The following is a 22166-nucleotide window of genomic DNA, read 5'->3' on the forward strand; positions in this document are numbered from 1 at the left end:
GCAGGGAGTAATTACCCGCGCACAACTTTGAGCGCGTTCGGCAAAATTTCAAAACTCACTTTGCGGACATCGGTGCCTGGACCTGAGAAGATTTCGCCGTCGGTGTGGATGTAGAGCGGGCGGTCTGCGATGATCGAGAATTTTTTGCATGTGCCCATTTTGACTTCTTTGAATCGTCCGTGCGTGCCTTTCATCACTTCAGGCAAAATGCGGAACATCATGGCGCGGCTTACGTCGGTGATCATGGCGTAGTGGAGGATGCCGTCGTCGATTTTTGCTTCGGGCGCGATGAGGAAGCCGCCGCCCTCGCGCGGACCGTTGCATAGCACGAGGTAGATGACTTTTTGTTCCCATTGTTCCGTGTCGGTTTCGATCTGCATGGCGATGGGATTATGATCGATGACAATCGTTTGTATGACGGATGTGAGATACATGAGGAAGCCGCGCAAGAGGGGCAGGCGATGCGAACGGATCGTGACCGTCGCGCCGAAGCCGATGCCGAGCGTGTTGTCGAAATATTCTTTGCGCCCGCCGCCGTCGGTCATCAAGCCGAGGTCAACGGTGGAGACTTCGCCGCTCAGCGCGCGCGCAAGCGCTTCATTTGATTTTTTCGTCGCGCCGATGCCGTGCGCAAAGTCGTTGCCTGAGCCGACGGGGACAACTCCGAGAATGGGACGTTTATGCTCAGGCGCCTGCATGATTCCATTGACCACTTCATGGACTGTGCCATCGCCGCCCATCGCGATGATTCGTTCGTAGCCTTCCTCGCTTGCTTCACGCGCCAATTCAATTGCGTGACCCGGGTAGACCGTTCCGCTCCATGTGACGTTGCCGTGTTGTGCGGTGATGGAGCGCAGGTCGCGCGCGACGCGCCAGGCATTGCCCATGTCTGCCATGGGGTTGAGGATGATTTTTACTTTGGGCGGCATGAAGAGTCCTCCGTGAGAAGCGGCAGTCACCTTCAAGGCGGCTGTCACTTTGGTTTTCGTCGATTATAACCCGCGTTGTAAAGCGGAGGCTCTTATTCGGGAAGTTTGATCTTCGAGAGCGGAGCGGTAACCCCGCGCGCGATCTGAAATGAACCGCGTTCGTATTTTTTTGCCTGATAGAGCGCCGCATCCGCCGCGCGTAACAGGTCCGAACCGGTGCGACCATGCATGGGGTAGAGCGCGATGCCGCCGGAAATCCCAAGTTTGAGGTTTTTTCCGTCGGGCAATTTGAACTTGAGTTTTTGCATGCTTTCGACGATTTTTTCGGCTACGATGCGGGCGGAGGATAAATCGGACTGGGTGAGGATCAGGGTCAATTCGTCGCCGCCGTAACGCGCCAGAAAATCTGTGTTGCGGACGCCTCGCGCCATGAAATTAAAAACATAGCGTAATACCTCATCCCCGATGCCATGCCCGTAGGTATCGTTAACTTCCTTGAACCCGTCGAGGTCCATCATGATTACGGCAAAGGAGTAGTTATTCCTGCGCGCGGCGGATGCTTCATCTTCGAGCCGTTCATCGAGCGCGCGACGGTTGGGTAACCCGGTGACGGTATCGCTGAATGCCTGTCGGCTGATCATCAAGTGCAAGCGGGCGTTAGAGATGGCAACCGCTGCCTGGTCGGCAAGCAGGCTCAAGAGGCGCAGTTCTGCATGCGAAAATTTTCCCGCCGTCACGCGGGAGAGGTTCATCACGCCGACAACCTTTTTCCCCACCTTGAGAGGGATTCCGATTATAGAACCCGCCCAATTATCCGCAATATCTTTAAAGAGCGGATGGGCGCGCGTGCTCTCAACGATGATCATCTCCCCGGTGCGCGCAACCGTATAGGTTAGCCCGTTGCCTCTCGGTTTGGTGAACGGTTTGTTGCGCTTGCCTTCCGAATCGAGCGCCGCGCCGAACGAGAGTTTCTGGTCGTCATAAAGAAAAATGCTGACATCGCGCGCGTTGAACACCAGGCGCATCGCCTCGGTGACCACAGCATTGAGCACATCGGCCAGTTCGAGACTGGAGGTGAGATTGATGCTCAACTTTTTGAGCGCGTCCAGTTCATCGGTCTGTTGTTTGAGCATCATCAGCATGGCGCGATGATCGATCAACTGCAATGCCAGATTTTTCGATTCTTCGGGATTGCCTTGCGAATATTTTTCCAGGGCGACGGAAAGCACATCCAAGAGTTTGAGCAGATATTCCCGCGCAATCGGGGATTCGCCCTGAGTTTCCAACACCTGATAAGCGTCTTCTAAAATTTTGGATCGGATATCGTCCATATACTCACACAAGAACCTAGATTTAATCATGATCCCGACGCAAGGGACTGACTCATTTGTCCTGTTTGACCATGATGGCGCAAATTATAACCAGCATGGGCGATGATGGGGTTACATGCCCATTACAACCTTGTCAAAATGGATATGCTACAATGGAGAGCGTCCCATATCTGGAGGAATCGTGTCTTTCCCACCCATACCTGCCCCAGCCACTCCACTTCATCCACGCCGCCGCGGACTTATCATCGGAGCGTCGGATGGACTTGGCGCGGAACTTGCCCGCCAACTGTCCTCAGACGGCTATTCCCTAGCCCTGCTAGCTCGTAGAAAAGATGCGCTGGACGCGCTGTGTCAGGAGATCAATTCACAAGGCGGGAACGCTCGCTCATACGCGCACAACGTGACGGAGTACGATAAAGTTCCAGACCTGCTCCTCAGGATCGTTGCCGACCTCGGTGGCTTGGATGCGGTTGTCTATGTTGCCAGCGTCAACCAACCGCCCGGCGGAATGGACAAATACAACTTCGAGAACGACCGCCAGATGATCGAAGTCAATTTGATCGGCGCGATGGCATGGCTCACGCCGATTGCCGAAATGTTCCAATCGGCAAAGGCGGGACAGATCGTTGGCATTTCCTCTGTCGCTGGCGATCGCGGGCGTGTTGGAAATCCCGGCTACAACACCTCCAAAGCCGGGCTGACGACGTACCTCGAAGCGTTGCGAAACAGGCTCACCCGTCACGGCGTGAACGTGTTGACGGTGAAACCCGGCTTCATGAAAACTGAAATGCTCAAAGCCGCGCTCGGTCCAACTCCGTTTGCCATTGAACCCTCTACAGCCGCAGAGCATATTGTGAAAGCGATGAAGAAACGCAAGCAGGTCATTTACACCGCGCCGATCTGGCGTTGGATCATGCTGGCGATCCAACATACGCCGTCGTTTATTTTTAGAAGATTGTCATTCTAAAGGCAGAGACTAGAGACTGGAGACTAGAGATTAGTCTCCAGTCTCTAGTCTCCAGTTTTGCAATGTCCCTCAACCTCAACCACACCTTCACAAAACTCGAAAATTTCGGTCATTCGTTCCAAGCCTCATCGTATCGAATTCCAATCCAACGTACAGAAGATATCTACGAAGCGTTTCAACTCGCGAAGAAACTCGGGTTGAAAGTGACCGCGCGCGGCACGGGCATCAGTTACAACGACGCGTCGCTTAACGGCGGCGGCATCGTGCTGGATATGCGGGGGATGAATCAGATCGCCGAATGGGACCCAGCCTCAGGCGTGGTGAGATGCGAGTCGGGCGTCACGCTCGAACAGTTGTGGCAGAGAGTCGAACCCGACGGCTGGTGGCCCCCCGTCGTCTCCGGCACGATGAAAACGACGCTGGGCGGATGCCTCAGCGCGAACATCCACGGAAAAAATAATTTTCAGGTCGGTCCCATCGGCGAACACGTGATTGAATTTACCGCGATGCTGTCGACCGGCGCGTTAATCACTTGCGCGCCAAAGAAAAACGCGGATTTGTTTTACGCGATGATCGGCGGGCTGGGGATGCTCGGAGTCTTTACTTCCATCACGTTACAGATGAAACGCATCTTTTCCGGACTTGTGGCTGTGGACGCCTGGCACGCGCCGGATCTCAGCCGACACTTAAGCGACCTGCGCGAACACGCGCCAACCCATGATTACATCGTCGGCTGGCTAGACGCGTTTGCGAGTGGAAACAGTTTGGGGCGCGGACAGATCCACGCCGCGAGGCAACTCAACGAAGGCGAAGACCCGAATCCGCAAAAGACTGAAGACCTTTCGAATCAACATTTGCCCGATCGTTTTTTCGGCGTGGTGCCGAAATCCATGCTGTATTATTTCATGAAGCCGATGATGAATAATATTGGGATGCGTTTTGTCAACATCGGCAGGTATTTACTGGCATTACGCGCGCATACGTTTCAACAATCGCACGATGAGTTTCATTTTCTGTTGGATTACGCGCCCGGCTGGGAACGTTCCTTCGGGCGCGGCGGGTTGATCCAATATCAATCGTTCCTCCCAAAAGAAACGGCAGAGGATGCGTGGCGCGAAATGATTCGATTTTCACATCGAAACAAGTTACCATCTTATCTCGGCGTGACCAAACGTCACCGCCCCGATAAATTTCTGCTGACACACGGCGTGGACGGCTTCTCGCTCGCGTTGGATTTCAAAGTGACCGATTCGAATCGCGCCAAGTTGTCAGCGGTGTTGCAAGAGTTCGACCGCATCGTGCTGGATGCGGGCGGGCGATTCTATTTCGCCAAGAACAGCGAGACGACCGCCGAGTCAACTCGAAAATTCCTTGGGGATGAAGCGGTTGAGAAGTTCAAGAAACTCAAAAAACGATGCGATCCGAACAGTTTGTTGGAATCGGATTTGTATCGGAGAATATTTCTGTAGGGGCAGACCCGCGCGTCTGCCAGTTTCAAAATGAATTTTGTTGTTGAAGACCTTGGCTTGATCGAATACGAATCCGCGTGGAAGTTGCAGGATCAATACGCGGAAGAGATCGCGGAGGGGAAGCGCCCGCCGACTCTTTTGCTTCTTGAGCATCCGCACGTCTACACGTTCGGTCGGCGCGGCAAACAGGAAAATTTGCTGTGGGGCGAATCGCAACTGAAAGAAAAAGGAATCGCCATCCACTGGGTAGATCGCGGCGGCGACGTGACCTATCATGGACCGGGTCAATTGGTTGGGTATCCGTTGTTGCCACTCATTCCGTTAAGACCTCACAGGTCTCTGAGACCTGTGAGGTCTGATGGAAGAATCCCCGAAGCCGATTACGTCGGCTACGTCCGCAAACTGGAGCAGACCATCATCACCGCCTTGGCGCGACTCGGTCTCGCAGCGGGACAACGCCAAGGTTTAACCGGCGTATGGATTCAAGCCGATGTGCATTCACGTTGTCCGCGCTGTTCGCCGGAAGATAGGAAGAAGCCAGCCAAGATCGCGGCGATCGGCATCAAGGTGGACGCGCGCGGCGTGTCGCGTCACGGCTTTGCGTTGAATGTGAATCCCGACATGGAATATTGGGACGGCATCATCGCCTGCGGTTTGCAGGATGAGCCAATTGTCTCGCTTGCCGATCTATTCCCCGAACCGCCTTCGATGGAGCGCGTGAAAGAGGAGATTGTGGAAGCGTTTCATGAAATATTTGGTGTTGTTGCTGGTTAGAAACTCACCATGTCAATCCCGCAGGGATGGCAGGGTTATAGAAAATTGGCAGCATCGATTCAAATCCCGAAGGGATGACATATCTTTATCGCCTCTGACACCCCTTCGGGGTTGATCGCCCTTGGTGCGACATCATTGCTACGATCATTTGACCCCTTCGGGGTCTTGGGGGCCGTTTAGGATGAATGCTCCCCTCAAGGATACAGTGTCAATGATTAAGTTTTTATACCAACGGGTGATTTCAGGGGTGGAAAAAGTTTTGATACACTTCCGCTTCGTTTTCACGAGGAGATGTAAATATGCTTCAACAAAGAACCAAAATGAATCGCAGGGATTTTCTCAAGTTGATGGGCGCTTTCGCGGGAACGTCTGCCGCGCTGGCGGCGTGCGCGCCGGAGCAGTTTCCAGGTCCGGACCCGACGCGGGTGGTCGAGCCGCCGATGAATCCGACGGGCATTCCTCTCGAACCTGTGCTTCCGCCTGTTGCGTTGGGAATCATCGCGTTGAGTCGCATGGCGTACGGAGCGCGCGTCGGCGACCTCGACGCGTTCAACGCGTTGGGCGCGACGGATGATGAACGTCTGCAAAATTACGTTGCGCAACAATTGAATCCCGATACGATTGACGACGGCGAGTTCGAAGCGCGTTACGCCGCGGCGGGATTTGAAACACTGCACAAAACGCAGGACGAATTGTATTTCGATCACATCGCCAGCAACCCGTATGATTCAAATGATGAAGCATATTGGGATTGGTATTCCAAACCCGCGTACGAATTAGTGGACGCGACTTTCTTGCGCGCGGTGTATAGCAAAAAACAACTCGTCGAAGTGCTTGCCGATTTTTGGCACAATCATTTCAATGTTTATTTTTGGCAGGACGATGGCGTGCCGATGCTCGCTTCATACAACCGCGACGTGTTGCGCGCGCACATGCTCGGCAACTTCAGGCAAATGCTTGAAGCGGTGGCGACGCATCCCTCGATGTTGTATTACTTGAATCAAAACAATTCATCGGATGCGGGACCGAATGAAAATTTTGCGCGCGAACTTTTCGAACTGCACACGCTTGGCGCGGAAAATTATTTCGGCGTGCAAGACCCGAACACCATCGCGAAAGATGCGAATGGCATCGCAATCGGCTATGTGGATAACGACGTTTATGAATCTGCGCGCGCGCTCACGGGCTGGCGCGTGGACGACGACATTTACGAGTACGAAGACGGCGTCGAGAAGACGGGGCGCTTTTTATATTACAAGCCGTGGCACGACCGCTTCAATAAATTGATCCTCGGAAGATACATCCCCGCCGATCAGGAAGATATGAAGGATGGACGCGACGTGTTGGATTTGCTCGCGTATCATCCTGGCACCGCGCGATTCATTTCGCGCAAACTCGCTCGCCGCTTCATTTCGGACAATCCGCCTGATTCGGTCGTGGAAGCCGCCGCGTCCACTTTTATGGCGAACCTGACCGCGCCCGATCAACTCAAGCGCGTGGTCGAGACGATCCTGCTTTCGCCCGAATTCAAACAGACGTGGGGCGCGAAGATCAAACGTCCCATCGAAGCCGCCATCTCGATGATGCGCGCCGTCAACACGGACTTCACCAAACTTCCTGGCGGAATCGCATGGATGTGCGGGATGATGGGTCAAGCCATGTTCGAGCGGCGTCCGCCTGATGGCTATCCCGATGTCAAAGAGGCGTGGGCGAACACGATGTCTTTGTTGTATCGTTGGAACTTTGCGGTCGGCATCACTGAAAATTGGATGGACGACGAGGAACAACAACGCATCATCCGCACGGACATCGTTGCACAGACTCCCGCCGAACTCCGCACCGCCGAATCCCTCGCGGACTTTTGGATTCCGCGCATCTTGAATCGCCCCATGTCCGACGCGGACCGTCAGGCAGTGATCGCGGTCATGGCGCAGGACTATGGAACGCAAGATGAATTGCCGCAGGATCACATTGATTACGTCCTGCCCGCGATGGTCGAAGTGATTCTCATGAGCCCCGATTTTCAGTGGAAATAACTTTGCTTTGCCACAGAGTTCACAGAGACCTCTGAGAAAAACTCATTTTCTCTGTGCGCTCTGTGGCTAAGAATCTGACAAGGATAATTTTCATGCCAACACAAAAACACTCACGCCGAAACTTTTTGCAGGGATGCTCCGCCGCCATCGCCGAACTGGCTGGCGCGCGATTAACCAACGTCGCGTTCAGGCAGGATAATTCTTCGGCAGATACGCTCGTCGTCGTCTTTTTACGCGGCGGCTGGGACGCGCTCAACGTTGTCCCGCCGATGGCTGGCGACGATCGCGGCTATTACGAATTGGCGCGACCGAACATCAAGATCAGCAATTTGTTGCCGTTGAACGATCAATTCGGTCTGCATCCCGCTCTTGCCCCGTTGCATGGACTATACCAGCAAGGCAAGATGGCGGTCGTCCACGCGGTGGGACTCAACTACGACACGCGCAGTCACTTCGACGCGATGGAATACATCGAGCTGGGAACGCCTGGGCAGAAAAGCACAACCTCAGGATGGATCACGCGCCATTTGCAGACACAAGGCGTGTCGTCTATTTTGCCCGCGCTGTCCACGTCGGGCGCGCCGTCGTCGCTGTTGAATTTTGTCCCCACTGTGAATCTCAACGACCCCTCCGAGTTCTCGCAATGGGATAACGGTCTCGCCGCGTCGCAACAAACCGCGCTACGTCAGATGTACAACGGCGAGACTCTCCTGCATCGCGCGGGCATCCGCACGCTCGATTCGCTCGACATCGTCAGCCCCATCGTGGAGGGAGAGTATCAGCCATCGAACGGCGCGAGTTATAACGACGATGAACTCAGCCAGCAACTGAAAACCGTTGCGCGGATGATCAAACTCGACACAGGTCTGCGCGTGGCGACTGTTGATTACGGCGGCTGGGACACGCACGAATACGAAAACGACGGCGACGGCGGTTACATCGCAGACTTGCTCGGCAACCTCGCCAGCGGACTATCCAATTTTTATCTCGATCTCGATTCGGGCTACACCGATAAATTATCCGTCGTGGTCATCAGCGAGTTCGGTCGCCGCCTCGTGCAAAATGAATCCTACGGCACCGATCACGGTCATGGCAATGTGATGTTCGCGCTTGGCGGCGGAGTCAACGGCGGGCAGGTCTACGGCGCGTGGCCTGGCTTGCACAACGATCAACTCTACGATCACGCCGACCTCGCCATCACCACCGATTATCGTCAGGTGTTGAGCGAGATGCTCACACACCGCTTGGGCAACGCAGATGTCGCGTCTGTTTTTCCTGGGTATACACCGACGGGCGAGATGGGGATATTCAGTTAGGCATGTCACTCTGAACGATAGCGAAGAGTCTCCTTTGTCGTGGAGGAGATGCTTCGCCAAAAAACGGCTTAGCATGACATGCGCAGAAACAAAAACAGGCTCCGCGTCATTTTGACGGGGAGCCTGTTTCTAAAAGGGAGAGCGACTCTACGCTGGCGAATCAGCCGTCGTCGTGGAGGGAACCGCGCTCGCATCGTCCCGGCAAAAGTCCAAGCGATCGTTCGATGTGTCTGGGAAATTGCGGATTATGCGCTTGTTTTGATCCGCTTTGAAATTCTCCTATTCCGAGGAAAGTGGTCGGGTTGCCGATGTTATAATGCCTGCGCTGGGAATTTCCAGGCATTGGTTGATTACTCTGTTTCACATCCAGTGAAACATTTCGGTTTGTGGAGAAGATTCGATGGCGACACCCGCAATGCAACGCTATGCGGCGGAAATCTATAGGCTACAGCAGGATTCGCAATTTGTGGCGTTGACCGAACTTTCGGAACACGCAAATTCGTCCGCGCAAGCCACGGCGCGTATGGTGGCGCGGATGAAGAAGTTGAATTATCTCGATCACGAAAAATATCGCGGCGTGCGGCTGACAACCAAAGGGGAGAAGATCGCCATGCCGTCGTTGCGTCGTCACCGGCTGGTGGAAGTGTTCCTGGTGAAAGTGATGAAATACGGCTGGGATGAAGCGCACGAGATTTCGGATTCGTTCGCGTTGGGGGTCAACGACCAGATCGAGGATCGGATCGATGAAATTACCGAACACCCCGCGCGTTGTCCGCACGGCGAACCGATTCCATCCAAAGACGGCGTGATGCCGCTGGTGAAGGATGTCAATTTATTGGACGTTCCATCCGGGTCCGATTGCGTCATCTCCCGCGTGCGCACTCACGATGGCGATAAACTCCGTTACTTCGCAGACCTGGGTCTGGTGCCCGGGGTAAAATTTCACCTGTTCAGTTGCGCGCCGTTCAAAGGACCGCTTAATTTGCAGGTGAAGCCGAACAATCACTTGATCGGGTATGAACTGGCGGGTTCGTTATGGGTGGAAGTGACCCAGTTGGGCGAGGGGAATAAATTGCCGCCGCAGGCAAAATAAATTTAGGTCTCTGGGAATCGCTGTACTCACGAACTCTTTGGACACGGAATTCACGGACAACACGGTTTCACGCGTTTTTTTAAAAGGATTTTATCCGTGATATTCCGCGAAATCCGCCCACTCCGCGCGCAGAATCACGGCAACGACCAAAGGACCATAAATTTTGCCGCGCTACAAACTGCGTACCATCCATTACTCATCTTCCGCGCAGCGAAACCCAATGCGGGGGGAAAAATCGCCAAGATAAGATTCCGACCCCGGCGCGGCGTTCAAGTTCGACCCTCGCACCGACGAACGCTTCGACACGCGGATGTTGATCTCCGCATCGCCCAAACTTCCGCCGCGCACCACGCGGTTCAAACTTGAACTCGATTCGGGTCCCAGCGGATTCGCCAACGGCGATGTCAGATAAAAATCGAAATCGTAAAAATCGTTCGTCCATTCCGCCACATTGCCCGCCATGTCCAACACGCCAAACGGGCTGGCGCCCATGGCGTAACTTCCCACGCGCGAGGTATCCGTCACGAGCATGTTGAAATTTGCGAAGCGCCAATCGGGTTTGTCTTCACCCCAGGGGAAGGTTCGCAGATCGTCGCCGCGCGCGGCGCGTTCCCATTGCGCCTCTGTGGGGAGCCTGCGGTTTGCCCATTCACAATACGTTTTTGCCTGCCCCCACGCGACGTAAACCACAGGATAATCTTTGAATTCAGAATTGCCGAAATAGTCGGCGATTCTCGCCGTGCCGAGATTCTGCGGAGGCTCGCACGCGCCCGCATTCACGCACAACGCATACATTGCATTCGTCACTTCGAGTTGGTCCATCCAATATGCGTCGAGCGTCACATCGCGCGCGGGGAATTCATCCGGCGCGGCGCGGACATCGTAGCCGCCCATGTGGAGGATGCCGTTGGGAATGTAGACTTGCGGCATCCCGTCCACGGACGAGAAGCGGAAGATCTGCGCTTCACTCGTGGATGTGGGGCTGGGCGCAGTCACCTCGGCAGTTGCCGCAGGGACGGCAGTGGAGGTCGGCGCGACGGCGGTTGCCGATGGAAGCGATGTCGGCGCAACGATCGGACTCGCGGGCGCGCTCGCGCAGGCAGTGAGGATGGCAATGAGAATTGGAAAAATTTTTTTCATGAGGCGCTTCCCGTAACGCAAAATTGATTTTGCGCCATAGTTTCGCAAGGCGTAGTTTTACGATTCATACAAACTGAAGTTTGCATTACGGCGTCGATCCGACGAAATTCAACGCGTACAACGCGTCTTCGTACCCGGGGCGAACCGATAACGCTTTGCGCCATGCTTTGATCGCGCCGTTGAGATCGCCATCGCGATAGAGCGCCCAGCCGCGCCAGAGCCAGGTCTCTTCGGACATTTCGGTGCGTTGGAGCGCGTACTCCGTGAGCGCGAGCAGATCGTTGTTTCGATTCGCGTGGAAGTTGGCAAGGAACGGACCGAATTGATAGCGGAACATCCGCTGGGGCAGACCGAGTTCGCGCGAGGTGTCGTACGCGGCGTTGGCTTCATCGTAGCGTTCGAAGTAGACGAGGTTGCTCCCCACGTTGAACCAGGCGAACGAGTCGGAGGCATCCGCGGCTGTGGCGGCTTGGGCGAGTTCCAGCGCCCGCTGGCGATTCAGGTCCGCGTCCCAGTTGGAACCGAGGATCGTCTTGATCGCCTCTTCCTGTTCCGGCAGGTAGACGATCAGGTATACATAATTGAACGGCTTCCATTCCGATTCGAGTTGGGCGTAGGGAATTGTTTTGTCGGGTCCGCGATAGGTATCCTGCGCGGTGAAGGTTTGCGCGGCGTCGTCGTAGCCGGTGAGCAATAGATAATGCGCCGCCCAGAGATCGTCGTCTGCCCAGCCCGAGTCTTCGCGGTTGAGCGCGGTGGTGGATTCAACGATGACTGGATACGCCGCGGCGAGCAGTCGTTTGAGCGTTTCGAGGTCGCCGCCCACGCGGTATTCGATGCGGAGCCAGCCCGCATAATTACGCACCCAGAACGCCATCTCTTCGGGGTTGACGTTACGGTCGCCATTGACGGGTTTGATCACATCCGAAATATCTTTTTGCGAACCGTTCCAGCCGAACATGTGTAACATCATCGAAAGCGCGGCGGGACCGCAGTTGTTCGCGGTCTGTTTTTCATACGGAGGGGAATTGAGGAATGCCTGAGCGGGAGGCGGCGCAAGCGTGGGCGTCGGAGGAATGATCGTAGTGACGACTCCGCTTGCGCCCTGTGGGTCATTCGTCTGCGTTGGTTGAATCGCAATCGTCGGCGCAACAGTGTTCGCCGGCTGTGGAATTGCCGTCGGCACATTGCCCACCGGGTGAAGAACATTTCTCACATACGTTCGCGCCACTTCAAACCGCCACGATAAACGGCTGTTGATCGCGGGGATTTGATAGAGCAGAATGGCGAACACAATCAACCCCACTATGCTCAATGCGATATTTCTTTTTGTCATGCGAAAAAGTGTACCAGAAGCGGATGAGTCAAATTTAATCCGATCCACTCCTCCCGCCGTTACAGCGGCGGAGGGGTCAATGTCCCAATAACTCAACTGCCGCTTTGATGGAAGGATCGGTCTCGAAGGTGATCGAATCCCATTCGGCGAAGGCTTCCACATCGGGGATGATCCCCGATAGTTCGAAATTGGTTTCGGAGGTGGCGGAGTAAAAAGTTTCAGAGGCGATCCACACCTGTGAGTTGTCGTCGAAGTCATAGCCGTGCAACACTTCCACATTGCCGAGGCTGGTCTGCCCGACCACTTTTGCGCGACCGAGGTCTTTCAACACCCCGGCGAAGATCTCGCCATAGCTGACGGTATCCTCGCTTACGATGACGATGATCGGCACGGTCTGCGAGTTGTTGATGGGGTCCGCTTTGACCTGAAGCGTGCGCGAATCGTTGCGGCTGACGAATTTCCCCAGCACGCCGTCTACGAACAGTTCAAAGATCGGGTCCACCACCGAACTGCTCCCGCCGCCGTTCAAGCGCACGTCGAGGATCAGCCCATCCAGCGGACCGAATGCTTCCAGCGCGTCGATCATCTGCGGGGGAATCGTTTCATCGAAAAAGGTGGGGATGAAAATATAGCCGATCTTCGAACCGTCGGCGGTTGGCACAAGTTGTGAAACGATGTTCAGGTTTCCCTGAATGGAGGCGCGGACCAACATGATGTCGCGCGGCGACTCGCCCGGCGTTTGCACCGTGAGCGTCACCGCCGAACATTTCGGTCCGCGAATTTGGCGCGTGGCGTCGACATCGAATTGCAGAGGGACTCCATCCACGGCAATCACTTTATCGTGCGGTTTAATTCCCGCATGTTCGGCGGGCGAGTCGGGGAAGGTGGAAATGATCGAGATGATCTGCCGCTCGGGATCGGGCAGGGAGAAAATACCCACGCCCACATAATCGTTCTCGCCGCGCAACTCCGCTTCGGAGGCTTCCACCTCGAGAGGCGAAAGATAAAACGAATGCTCGTCGCCCAGTTCGTTGATCATCGCCTGCATTTCCAGGTAGAACGATTCGGTATCCAACCCCGCTTCGATCTTGGCGCGGTAACGCGCTTTGATCTCTGCCCAATCTTTGCCGTTGAAATCGGGGTACACGTACACCGCATCCACTTTTTTGGTGAGTTCGTCGAACACATCCACTTGCAGGTCTTTGGAAACTTCGGGGTTCGGCTCAAAGGTGACGGTGGGCTGAGCCAGCGCAAGGTCCGGCGAGATCGTGGCGAACGGCGCGGAGGCCTGACACTCTGGCGGAATGTACGATGGGACCAACGGAGAGGGAGTTGGCGTGAGGGTTGCGATCGGCGTCGAGGCTGGGATCGGCGTAGCGGTCGCGGGGATAATCATCCGCGTGACGAAATTGCATGAAAGCATGGATAAAACCAACAAACCCAAACCAATGCGTTTTAGTTTCATATTGTTTGTTCCTTTATGCGGTTGAATAAATTGGCGATGGGTTTCAGATCGACCACCGACACCGCGAGATTCTTGACGCGCGTCTTTTCATATTGAAACACTCGCGCGCCTTCAGGGATGGGCGCGGCGCGGCGGTTGAACTCTTCGCGCGATAGATAGCCAGCCAGCACAATGCCCATGCCGTAGACCCAGATATTACCCCAATCGAACGCGCCGATCACATGCGCTTCGCTTTCGCTCATTTTTCGAATCCCGATCCGCGCGTTCGGCGGCGTTTTACTGTGGATGCGCGCCAGCGAAAAGAATTCATTGGAGATTTCGACTCGCCCGCGCGGCGGAATCTCCACCTCCAGCAGACGCGTCTCTCGCCCTTCGACCTGCCCGCCCAACTCGAGCCTCATCGTCTCCTCCGCTTCCGACTTGACGACCAGCGCGCCGAGCGGAGCCCACGCGGCGGGACGCGCCCACGCATCAGGCATGACGTGAACCAAGTAATGCGGCTGTCCCGCGCCGACGGCTTTCCTCAAATCCTCCTGCGATGCGGCGATGAGACCGGATAAAAATGCGAAGAGGTAAATGTCGCTGTCCAAATGTCCCTCCGCCGCATTTTGGTCGGAGGGGATAAGCGCGGGCGCGTTCAAGATCACCTGCGGGTTGCGCTTCATCTCTGAAATTTGATCGCGATGCGAAATGAAAAAAGATTGGATGTCGCATCTCCGCCCGCCAAGCGACACATCATAGCGATGCGGGTTCGTGAACGGAGCCGCGCCTTTCACATCGAAGGGAATCTTCTGCTCCGAAAGATGCCGCCGAAACGCCAACTCCACCGCCACGCCCGCGACAGTTCGTCGCAACTTGTCATACGGCGACGCGCCCATGCGATTGAACATGTGCGGCAACGACCTCAGCGCGTAGGCAATCCCCGCCTCGGTCAAATCGCGGGTGTAGGGGAGGTGGAGGAGGTTGGAGGGGGTAATCATTCGAAGTCTTCGTCATCATCATCGTTGACTTTTTTAGCGTCTCGAACGGCAAACAGAAAGAAAACGGTAGCCAATGAAATAATCGATCCCGCCACAATTGGCAAACCATATTCTCCATGTGAAATTGGAGTCGTGGTTGCGATAAACAAGCCCGCAACCAACAAAACCACTACCAGCCAACTTAATATCCTATCGACCAGGGTTTGCTTTTTGTTGCCATACGCGATTTTATATTTCCATCGTGGCGTAAAACGAGAGCTCCAGCGCCCTCGAAAACTCGATTGCCATTGGAGTTGTTCAAGGTAATCGTCGCCTTCGGGCTGTTTGTTTTCTTTTTTGCTCATGGGTTTCCGCGCTCGTTCCTAAATTGCAAACAATAATGATGGAACGTATTACTCACCCACGCGGAACCCATCCCGAACGGCGCGAGGGATTGGTTATCCTGCAACCAGATTTTTTCGTCTTTTAGTGTGTACGTCTTCCCCAGTTCCCTCGCAATATCCCACGCCAGCGGATAGATCTTCCCGCCCTTCTTCACGTTCTTGACGATGATCGTGAGATACGCCTTCTCGCGTAGTAACGGCTTCAGTCGTTTGTAAATCTCAACCAACCCCTCCAAGAATTTTTCATAATCCTCAATATTTCCCAAGTCATGCGGGTCATCCGAATAGTGGACGTCCAACTCGGCGGAGTCGCGGCGTTTCTTTTGAGTCTCTGCGCCTCTTGCTTTCAACATATCCCAATAGGGAGGGGAGGTGAGGACGTAATCAATACTTGGTAATTGGTAATTGGTAATTGAGGCGGCATCTCCATTGATGACTTTCGACGTTAGACCTTCGACCTCTTCGCCCAACACTTTTCTTTCCTCCTCAATGATCTTCGCCGCGATCTTTGCGTATTTGGGATTCAACTCGATGCCGTAACTATTCCGCCCTGCGCGCAATGCCGCGACGAGAGTCGAACCTGTCCCTGCCATGGGGTCGAGGACGGTCTCGCCTTCCTTGGTGAAGAACTCGATGAACTCCTGCGCCATCGTCTCTGGGTATTTGGCGGGATGAACCAACACGCCCTTCTTGCGCGGCGGAGGATTATGGATGAACCACGACTTCTGGAACTTCAACCATTCCTTGTTGGTCAGGTTATTCAATTTGTTGCGCGACATTGTTTAATAGTAATTGGTAAGTGGTAATTCGTAAATCGGCAAATTGCTTTCACGTTGAATCAATCCCGAAGGGATGTAACGATTCTAGAACGAAACGTTAATTTTTCTAAATCCCGAAGGGATGACATGATGCTCCAAAACATGACACTCGTTTCGACAAGCTCAACGCGGTGCCTTCGAGGTTGCATCATATATTGCCTTCCATCTATAAAAATCCCACTCCTTCGGAGTTCTTTTGTTCTTTAATTCTGAATTATGGCGAAGGAGTTCTGGTGGGCGCGGTGTAATTGACATCGTAGATGATTAAATCGGAAAACGTAACCGTGACCGGGGTATCGCCCGCCGAACGCGCGTACACGCCGAAACCACCGTTGGGAAAACTTTTATCGATGATGCTGAATTGAAAACGACCGTTGAGAAAGACCCGCATCTCGGCGTTGACCGCCCAAATGCCAATGCGCGCTTCGCCCGGTGCGCCCGGGGGGGCGTCCCCGCTGGCGACCGGCTCGAAGATGGTCAGCCGCGTGCCGGTTTTGACTCGCTCCACGAAGACCAGACCATTGCAAGCGAGAGCAAAACGATAGAACGAATTTCCCGCGGCGCGGAGGATCAGCCCGTAGTTGTCGTCGCCGCGGCAGGTGCTCGTTCGCGCGGTGATCTCGGCGTAGAAGTTACCCACAGCCAGATCGTGCCTTAGGCTGGCGAGATAAATGCCGGGTTGCACAACAATGGTCAAGCGGTTGCGGCTGATGGCGGCGCTCCCCTGGTCCGATACGGCAGTGTCCCATGAGGCGAAATCGGAGAAATCGTCATTGAGGATCAACGCGCCAATGCCGGGTTTCATCTCTGGTGTGGAGGTGGCTGTCACCACCGCTGGAAGGGTTGGCGTGGCAGAGGGGGGGAACCAGACCACACTCGGCGTTGGAAGCGGAGTCTCCGAGGACGATGTGGCTGAGGCGGTTGGAATCGCATCCGCTGGCGAGCAGGATGAGGTGAGACATCCCATCAAAAAAATAACGAGTAGGGTTCGCATGAAGTACAATATCGTCGTTCGACATTCTAGCATACAAGGAGATTGTATGACTGAACAGAAGGCGCTGGTGACGGGCGCGTGCGGAGAAATTGGTCAGGCTCTGGTGCAGGCATTGGCGCGGCGCGGCGGGTATCACATCACAACGTCGGACCTGGCGCCGTTGCCCGAGAGCATCAAGAATATTTCTGCGGAGCATGTGCAGGGGGACCTGGTGTACAAGATCAAAACATTTTACGATTACGATTTCGATGTGATCTTTCATCTTGCGGCGTCGCTGTCTTCCAAAGCCGAGGTGGCAAGCGAGGAGGCGCATCGCATCAACGTGGAGGGCACCATGCAGTTGCTCATGCTCGCCGCGTATCGTTCGGAGAAGCATCGCAAGTCGGTGAAGTTTTTGTTCCCGAGCTCGATCGCGGCCTACGGGATGGGGACTCTTGCGGTGAAGAACTCGGCGGGGCGCGTGAAGGAAAACGAATATAACGCGCCGCAGACCATGTATGGATGCAATAAGTTGTATTGTGAAAAACTGGGAATTTATTACAGCAAGTTTTTCGGTCAAAAACATTTGGATGAAAACCCGCCTCACTTCCTGGACTTTCGGTCGATTCGGTTCCCCGGCTTGATCTCAGCCTTTACCCTGCCGAGCGGCGGCACCAGCGACTACGGACCGGAAATGCTCCACGCCGCGGCGCAGGGGAAGCCCTATGCCTGTTTCGCGCGCGAAGACGCGAAAATTTCGTTCATGGCAATGCCCGACGCGATCCGCTCGCTGTTGATGTTGATGGACGCGCCGCGCGAGAAGTTGAGCCATCAGGTATATAACATTGCGGCATTCGCGCTTACCGCCGGCGAGTTCCGCGACCGCGCGTTGAAAGCCTTTCCCGGCGCGGAGATTACGTTCGAGCCGAACCCGCGCCGGCAGGGCATCGTCGACTCGTGGCCCGAAGATGTGGACGATTCACTGGCGCGCGCCGAGTGGGGCTGGCAACCGGAATACGATGCGGATCGATTCTTCGACGATTATTTTTTGCCGGAAATCCGAAAGCGATATAACGCTTAGACACTGTTTCTTAAGTACACGGATACTTCGACACTCCTTTCAGTCGCAGTACAAGTTTGACGGATGACACGGTCAAACACGGATTTTTAAATGGTTTTCTCCGTGAAATCCGCGTTATCCGTGTCCAAAAAAAAGACGGGTGTCCCGTAATCAACGAGAAAGAGCCTCACCACGAAGGACACAAAGTACACAAAGGGGGAAAAGAGCCTAGATTCCTTGTGTTTTTCCTTTGTGACCGTCGTGTCCTTTGTGTTTGAAAAATGGTTTCCCGTTAAAAACGGTAGAGCCAAAAAGACTTAAGAAACACTCTCGTAGATCGATTGTTCTTATCGCTAAGCAAGAATGTAGGAGCGCGAAACGATTTTCCCTTGCGCGCTTTGCAGTTCCAAGTGCCGCGCGCGAGGCAATAACCAACCCTGATATAATCCCGCCGATGAACCGCAGAACCATACTCATTATTTGCTTTTATTTGCTGTCGATTCTTGTTGTGGGCATTGCCTTCTCTTCGACGCAAGCCTCCGCCGCGCCGCGCGGGCAGGGATTTGTGACTGCCACGCCGGGAGCGGATGGTCGCATCCTATACACAGTGGTGGACGGGGATAACTGCGGGCAGGTGGCGCTCTTGCATGGGATCACCGTCGCGCAACTACGTTTATTAAACACGCGCCTCGATCAGGATTGCAATCTAACAGTAGGTCAACAACTTGTTGTCGGCGTAATCTCTATTGAGCCTACCGCCGGCCCCGCGCCCACACTTCCGTCGCCGACACCCACCTCCACGCCGATCGATGGGACAACGATCGTGTGCGTCCTGCTCTTCAACGATGCCAACGGAGACGCGTTGCGGCAGGAAACGGAATTCGGCATCGATGGCGGCGCGGTCAGTCTGACGAACATCAACGGCTCGTATGCCGAGACCAAGGATACTGTTTCCACCTTCGACCCAGACACGCTGGAACCGGATCGTTCGTGCTTCGAAGATGTGCCGCAGGGAGATTACAACGTCAGCATGGCGGTGCCCGATAGTTACAACCCGACCATGGTGATGAGCTATAACTTCACCGTGAGGGCAGGCGACCGGGCATCTGTTGATTTTGGGGCGCAACCCAAAACGGTGACAGTCAGCGAACCGACCGAAGGCGGCGGCAGATCGTCTATTCTGGGTATCTTCGGTATTTTGCTGTTGCTCGCCGGCGCCGGGCTTGGATATTATTCCTGGCGCGCCGGTCAACCCCAAAGCAAATTGAAGGGAAGCCCGCTGGATAAAAGGTAAAACATAAAAGCCGCCGAAATTTTCGGCGGCTTTTTCATCCTTCATCCTAACATCACCCCATCGGGTGCTTCATCCTCTGCCCGCCGATCAAATGGAGGTGCAAATGGAACACGGTTTGCCCGCCATCCGCGCCGTGATTTGTGATCAGTCGGTAGCCCGTGGTATCGATGCGCTCTTGTTCTGCAAGGGACCGCGCAACCGTGACGAGATGCCCCATCAACGACTCATCCGCTTTCTCGAGCGCGGCAACCGACTCGATGTGACGGTTCGGCACGATCAGAATGTGCGTCGGCGCGACCGGGTTGATGTCGCGGAAAGCGGTGGTTTGCTCATCGCGGTACACGACGGTTCCGGGGATTTCACCTGAAATGATCTTACAGAAAAGACAGGCGCTATCGGTCATGAGAGTTTTCCTTTCCGGTTAAGGTTTTCTTCGTGCCCTAAGCAGGTATCGCATGGCGCCATGGCGACATTTCGCGGTTCAGCTTCGTCTTTTGTACGGTAGAAAACAATGGAATAATTCTACCCCAGACCTATGAAAAGCATTAGAAACTTCTTTGCGTCTCAGAGCGTCTTGTCAATTGGCGATATAATCCTCGCGCGAAGGAAAACTATGAACGAAACCATTCTCACACCCATTGTCTTTATCCTTGCCTTTAGCGGCATGGTCATCATCCACGAATTCGGGCACTACATCGTTGCGCGTTGGTGCAATATCGAAGTGGAAGAATTCGGGTTAGGCTTGCCCACCCCGGGCGCGATCACCCTCTTCACCTGGCGGGGAACGCGCTTCACGCTGAACTGGCTCCCACTCGGAGGCTTCGTCAGACCCAAAGGCGAGAACGACCCGAACGTGGCGGGCGGGCTGGCGGCCGCAACACCGTGGAAGCGCTTCGCCGTGCTCGTCGCCGGCCCGTTGATGAACCTGCTTACGGCTGTGCTCATCTACAGTTTTATTTTCTACCGCGTCGGCGCCCCCGATACCACCCGCGTGCTCGTGTCATCGGTGGTCGATGGAAGCCCAGCCCAGACGGCGGGGTTTCAATCCGGCGATATTTTCATCAGCGGGAACGGGCAACCCATCCGCAGTTACGACGAACTCCGCATGATCGTGGATGCGGGCCAAGACCAACCTGTGACCTTCCTCGTGAACCGCAACGGAGAGGAACTGGAGTTGATCGCCCAGCCGCAATTCGACAAGACGCAAAACCGCGTCATGATCGGAGTGGGGCTGGGTGTGCCCTTCGTTCGGTCTGATTCGCCCCTTGAAACTCTCAGCCTCGGCGCGAGGTACACCTACTTCAACATCCGTAATTTGATCTCGCTCCCCGCGCAAATGATTCGCGGCACCCTCACCCCGGAGCAAAGCCGCGTGATTGGATTGAAAGGCATCTACGACATCATCGGGCAAACCGTGAGTCACGATATGGAAGCGACAGCCAACACAAATGTTGGTAACGCCGCCCCAACCGATCCCGCCGACCAACCGGTACGCACACTTGAACTCATTGCCGGGCTTTCGATCAGCCTCGGCATCTTCAACCTGTTCCCGTTCCCCGCGCTGGATGGTGGACGCATCATCTTCCTCCTGCCAGAGTTGATCTTCCGACGCCGCGTGCCCCCCAACGTGGAAAACCTCGTGCACGGACTCGGCATGACCGTGCTCCTGTTGTTCATGATCTACGTCAACGTAATGGACTTTGTTAACCCGATCGGCATTGTGGTGCCATAACCAATGAACCCAAACCCGAATCCCTTCCAACTTGTGCTCGACGCCCTGCTCAACGAGAAAAAGGAATTTTCTCCCAAGTTCCTGCACCATTTTTCCGACATGGGCGCGCTTGAACTCAAAACCCTTGGCGACATTTGGTCGCGCGTCAGCGTCAAACGCAAATTAAACGTGCTTGAACAACTTGAAGCGCTTGCCGAAGAGAATACGCTCGTCTCATTCGACGATTTTGCAAAATCGATTCTCAACGATGCGGATGCTTCCGTGCGCGGGCGCGCTCTGCGCCTCCTGCGCGAATCGGACGATACCCGCCTGATCCCGCAGTACATCGACCTGCTCAAATCGGATGCGGACGCGCAAACACGCGCCGAAGCCGCCGCCAACCTCGGCATGTTCGTTGCCCTTGGCGAACTCGAAGAAATCCCTCCCGCGATCAAGCAACAAGTGGAAGATGAACTGCTCTCCGCCGCGAATGGAAATGACGATGGGCGGGTCCGCCGGCGCGCGCTCGAAGCGCTGGGATTTTCCTCCCGCCCCGAGGTGATGGCATTGATCGAGTCATCGTTCAAGCGCGAAGACCCCGCCTGGCAGACCTCCGCGCTGTTTGCGATGGGGCGCTCCGCCGACAACCGTTGGAACGAGGATGTGATCGCCTCGCTCGCCAACGTGAACCGCAATGTGCGCGAAAGCGCGGTCGAAGCGGCGGGCCAACTGGGCATCAAAGAAACCCTCCCGATTTTATTGAAGTTGGTCGAAGAGGAAGAAGACGACGATGTGACCGGCGCGATCATCTGGTCGCTTTCGCAGATCGGCGGCGAGGATGCGCGCGCCTTCATCGAAAACCTGCTCGACCAGACCGACGATGAAAATGAAGACCAGATCGAATTCCTCGAAGAGGCGCTCGAAAACCTCGCCTTCACCGATGAGTTGGACAAGTTCGACCTCTTCAACATTGAACCCGACCTGGAGTTCGATGGCGAAGAGGAGGATGAGGAAGAAGATTCCTAAGAAAGTGTTTCAAAGATTTTGATGGGTTTTCTCAGAATTCTCTGCGCGCTCTCCCGAAAGACATC

The 22166-nt window shown here is 55.0% G+C and carries 20 protein-coding genes; 10 read left to right on the plus strand and 10 right to left on the minus strand.

Going from position 1 to position 22166, the window contains the following annotated elements:
- Positions 1 to 11: 11 nt before the first annotated feature.
- Positions 12 to 929, minus strand: coding sequence for a diacylglycerol kinase family lipid kinase (locus tag IPM31_09375; GenBank protein MBK9007190.1), 918 nt, complete (start codon positions 927 to 929; stop codon positions 12 to 14).
- Positions 930 to 1021: 92 nt separating this feature from the next.
- Positions 1022 to 2260 carry a GGDEF domain-containing protein gene (locus tag IPM31_09380; protein ID MBK9007191.1) on the minus strand — a complete coding sequence of 413 codons (1239 nt, stop codon included), beginning with the start codon at positions 2258 to 2260 and terminating at the stop codon, positions 1022 to 1024.
- A gap of 181 nt (positions 2261 to 2441) precedes the next feature.
- Between IPM31_09380 and IPM31_09385 the strand changes: the two genes are divergently transcribed.
- From IPM31_09385 to IPM31_09410, 6 genes are all read left to right on the plus strand, one after another.
- Positions 2442 to 3227 carry an SDR family NAD(P)-dependent oxidoreductase gene (locus tag IPM31_09385; protein ID MBK9007192.1) on the plus strand — a complete coding sequence of 262 codons (786 nt, stop codon included), beginning with the start codon at positions 2442 to 2444 and terminating at the stop codon, positions 3225 to 3227.
- A 62-nt stretch (positions 3228 to 3289) separates the two neighbouring features.
- On the plus strand, positions 3290 to 4696 hold the full coding sequence (locus tag IPM31_09390) for an FAD-binding oxidoreductase (protein ID MBK9007193.1): 1407 nt from the start codon (positions 3290 to 3292) through the stop codon (positions 4694 to 4696).
- A 30-nt stretch (positions 4697 to 4726) separates the two neighbouring features.
- Positions 4727 to 5470 carry a lipoyl(octanoyl) transferase gene (locus IPM31_09395; protein MBK9007194.1) on the plus strand — a complete coding sequence of 248 codons (744 nt, stop codon included), beginning with the start codon at positions 4727 to 4729 and terminating at the stop codon, positions 5468 to 5470.
- Positions 5471 to 5769: 299 nt separating this feature from the next.
- Positions 5770 to 7506 (plus strand): DUF1800 family protein, encoded by a 1737-nt coding sequence (locus tag IPM31_09400; GenBank protein ID MBK9007195.1) that lies wholly within the window; start codon positions 5770 to 5772, stop codon positions 7504 to 7506.
- Positions 7507 to 7598: 92 nt separating this feature from the next.
- Positions 7599 to 8822: a DUF1501 domain-containing protein gene (locus IPM31_09405; protein ID MBK9007196.1), complete on the plus strand. Its 1224-nt coding sequence runs from the start codon at positions 7599 to 7601 to the stop codon at positions 8820 to 8822.
- Positions 8823 to 9222: 400 nt separating this feature from the next.
- Entirely contained in the window at positions 9223 to 9915 is a 693-nt protein-coding gene (locus tag IPM31_09410) for a metal-dependent transcriptional regulator (protein ID MBK9007197.1), read from the plus strand.
- 192 nt (positions 9916 to 10107) lie between these two features.
- Here IPM31_09410 and IPM31_09415 read toward each other — a convergent pair whose 3' ends face one another.
- The 7 genes from IPM31_09415 to IPM31_09445 all read right to left on the minus strand — a co-directional run bounded on the left by IPM31_09415 (position 10108) and on the right by IPM31_09445 (position 17031).
- Positions 10108 to 11055 (minus strand): SUMF1/EgtB/PvdO family nonheme iron enzyme, encoded by a 948-nt coding sequence (locus IPM31_09415; protein ID MBK9007198.1) that lies wholly within the window; start codon positions 11053 to 11055, stop codon positions 10108 to 10110.
- 85 nt (positions 11056 to 11140) lie between these two features.
- Positions 11141 to 12391, minus strand: coding sequence for a C39 family peptidase (locus IPM31_09420; GenBank protein MBK9007199.1), 1251 nt, complete (start codon positions 12389 to 12391; stop codon positions 11141 to 11143).
- Between the two features lie 76 nt (positions 12392 to 12467).
- A complete protein-coding gene (locus IPM31_09425) occupies positions 12468 to 13856 on the minus strand; it encodes a PDZ domain-containing protein (protein MBK9007200.1) in 1389 nt (462 codons plus the stop codon).
- The gene (locus tag IPM31_09430; GenBank protein ID MBK9007201.1) at positions 13853 to 14836 is read right to left on the minus strand and encodes a hypothetical protein; all 984 of its coding nucleotides are present in this window, start codon (positions 14834 to 14836) and stop codon (positions 13853 to 13855) included. Before IPM31_09430 ends, IPM31_09425 begins: the two co-directional genes overlap by 4 nt.
- On the minus strand, positions 14833 to 15180 hold the full coding sequence (locus IPM31_09435; protein MBK9007202.1) for a hypothetical protein: 348 nt from the start codon (positions 15178 to 15180) through the stop codon (positions 14833 to 14835). The genes IPM31_09430 and IPM31_09435 overlap by 4 nt, the downstream gene beginning before the upstream one ends.
- On the minus strand, positions 15177 to 15998 hold the full coding sequence (locus tag IPM31_09440; protein MBK9007203.1) for a site-specific DNA-methyltransferase: 822 nt from the start codon (positions 15996 to 15998) through the stop codon (positions 15177 to 15179). Before IPM31_09440 ends, IPM31_09435 begins: the two co-directional genes overlap by 4 nt.
- A gap of 253 nt (positions 15999 to 16251) precedes the next feature.
- Positions 16252 to 17031: a hypothetical protein gene (locus IPM31_09445; protein ID MBK9007204.1), complete on the minus strand. Its 780-nt coding sequence runs from the start codon at positions 17029 to 17031 to the stop codon at positions 16252 to 16254.
- Between the two features lie 46 nt (positions 17032 to 17077).
- On the opposite strand from IPM31_09445, the gene IPM31_09450 reads away from it, so the two are divergent.
- Positions 17078 to 18091, plus strand: coding sequence for an NAD-dependent epimerase/dehydratase family protein (locus IPM31_09450; protein ID MBK9007205.1), 1014 nt, complete (start codon positions 17078 to 17080; stop codon positions 18089 to 18091).
- Positions 18092 to 18524: 433 nt separating this feature from the next.
- Positions 18525 to 19364, plus strand: coding sequence for a LysM peptidoglycan-binding domain-containing protein (locus IPM31_09455; GenBank protein MBK9007206.1), 840 nt, complete (start codon positions 18525 to 18527; stop codon positions 19362 to 19364).
- 52 nt (positions 19365 to 19416) lie between these two features.
- Here IPM31_09455 and IPM31_09460 read toward each other — a convergent pair whose 3' ends face one another.
- Complete coding sequence (locus tag IPM31_09460) at positions 19417 to 19767, minus strand: histidine triad nucleotide-binding protein (protein MBK9007207.1); 351 nt, start codon at positions 19765 to 19767, stop codon at positions 19417 to 19419.
- Positions 19768 to 19977: 210 nt separating this feature from the next.
- On the opposite strand from IPM31_09460, the gene IPM31_09465 reads away from it, so the two are divergent.
- Positions 19978 to 21096 (plus strand): site-2 protease family protein, encoded by a 1119-nt coding sequence (locus IPM31_09465; GenBank protein ID MBK9007208.1) that lies wholly within the window; start codon positions 19978 to 19980, stop codon positions 21094 to 21096.
- A 3-nt stretch (positions 21097 to 21099) separates the two neighbouring features.
- Positions 21100 to 22101, plus strand: a complete 1002-nt coding sequence (locus IPM31_09470) for a HEAT repeat domain-containing protein (GenBank protein ID MBK9007209.1) — start codon at positions 21100 to 21102, stop codon at positions 22099 to 22101.
- Positions 22102 to 22166 lie beyond the last annotated feature (65 nt).

This window comes from Candidatus Defluviilinea gracilis (assembly GCA_016716235.1).
Classification (GTDB): Bacteria; Chloroflexota; Anaerolineae; order Anaerolineales; family Villigracilaceae; genus Defluviilinea; species Defluviilinea gracilis.

Bases quoted from the DNA above. Each gene is read 5' to 3' on its own strand.
- IPM31_09375 (MBK9007190.1), bottom strand. From the start codon at position 929: ATGCCGCCCAAAGTAAAAATCATCCTCAACCCCATGGCAGACATGGGC.
- IPM31_09380 (MBK9007191.1), bottom strand. From the start codon at position 2,260: ATGGACGATATCCGATCCAAAATTTTAGAAGACGCTTATCAGGTGTTG.
- IPM31_09390 (MBK9007193.1), top strand. From the start codon at position 3,290: ATGTCCCTCAACCTCAACCACACCTTCACAAAACTCGAAAATTTCGGT.
- IPM31_09395 (MBK9007194.1), top strand. From the start codon at position 4,727: ATGAATTTTGTTGTTGAAGACCTTGGCTTGATCGAATACGAATCCGCG.
- IPM31_09400 (MBK9007195.1), top strand. From the start codon at position 5,770: ATGCTTCAACAAAGAACCAAAATGAATCGCAGGGATTTTCTCAAGTTG.
- IPM31_09405 (MBK9007196.1), top strand. From the start codon at position 7,599: ATGCCAACACAAAAACACTCACGCCGAAACTTTTTGCAGGGATGCTCC.
- IPM31_09410 (MBK9007197.1), top strand. From the start codon at position 9,223: ATGGCGACACCCGCAATGCAACGCTATGCGGCGGAAATCTATAGGCTA.
- IPM31_09415 (MBK9007198.1), bottom strand. From the start codon at position 11,055: ATGAAAAAAATTTTTCCAATTCTCATTGCCATCCTCACTGCCTGCGCG.
- IPM31_09420 (MBK9007199.1), bottom strand. From the start codon at position 12,391: ATGACAAAAAGAAATATCGCATTGAGCATAGTGGGGTTGATTGTGTTC.
- IPM31_09425 (MBK9007200.1), bottom strand. From the start codon at position 13,856: ATGAAACTAAAACGCATTGGTTTGGGTTTGTTGGTTTTATCCATGCTT.
- IPM31_09430 (MBK9007201.1), bottom strand. From the start codon at position 14,836: ATGATTACCCCCTCCAACCTCCTCCACCTCCCCTACACCCGCGATTTG.
- IPM31_09435 (MBK9007202.1), bottom strand. From the start codon at position 15,180: ATGAGCAAAAAAGAAAACAAACAGCCCGAAGGCGACGATTACCTTGAA.
- IPM31_09440 (MBK9007203.1), bottom strand. From the start codon at position 15,998: ATGTCGCGCAACAAATTGAATAACCTGACCAACAAGGAATGGTTGAAG.
- IPM31_09445 (MBK9007204.1), bottom strand. From the start codon at position 17,031: ATGCGAACCCTACTCGTTATTTTTTTGATGGGATGTCTCACCTCATCC.
- IPM31_09450 (MBK9007205.1), top strand. From the start codon at position 17,078: ATGACTGAACAGAAGGCGCTGGTGACGGGCGCGTGCGGAGAAATTGGT.
- IPM31_09455 (MBK9007206.1), top strand. From the start codon at position 18,525: ATGAACCGCAGAACCATACTCATTATTTGCTTTTATTTGCTGTCGATT.
- IPM31_09460 (MBK9007207.1), bottom strand. From the start codon at position 19,767: ATGACCGATAGCGCCTGTCTTTTCTGTAAGATCATTTCAGGTGAAATC.
- IPM31_09465 (MBK9007208.1), top strand. From the start codon at position 19,978: ATGAACGAAACCATTCTCACACCCATTGTCTTTATCCTTGCCTTTAGC.
- IPM31_09470 (MBK9007209.1), top strand. From the start codon at position 21,100: ATGAACCCAAACCCGAATCCCTTCCAACTTGTGCTCGACGCCCTGCTC.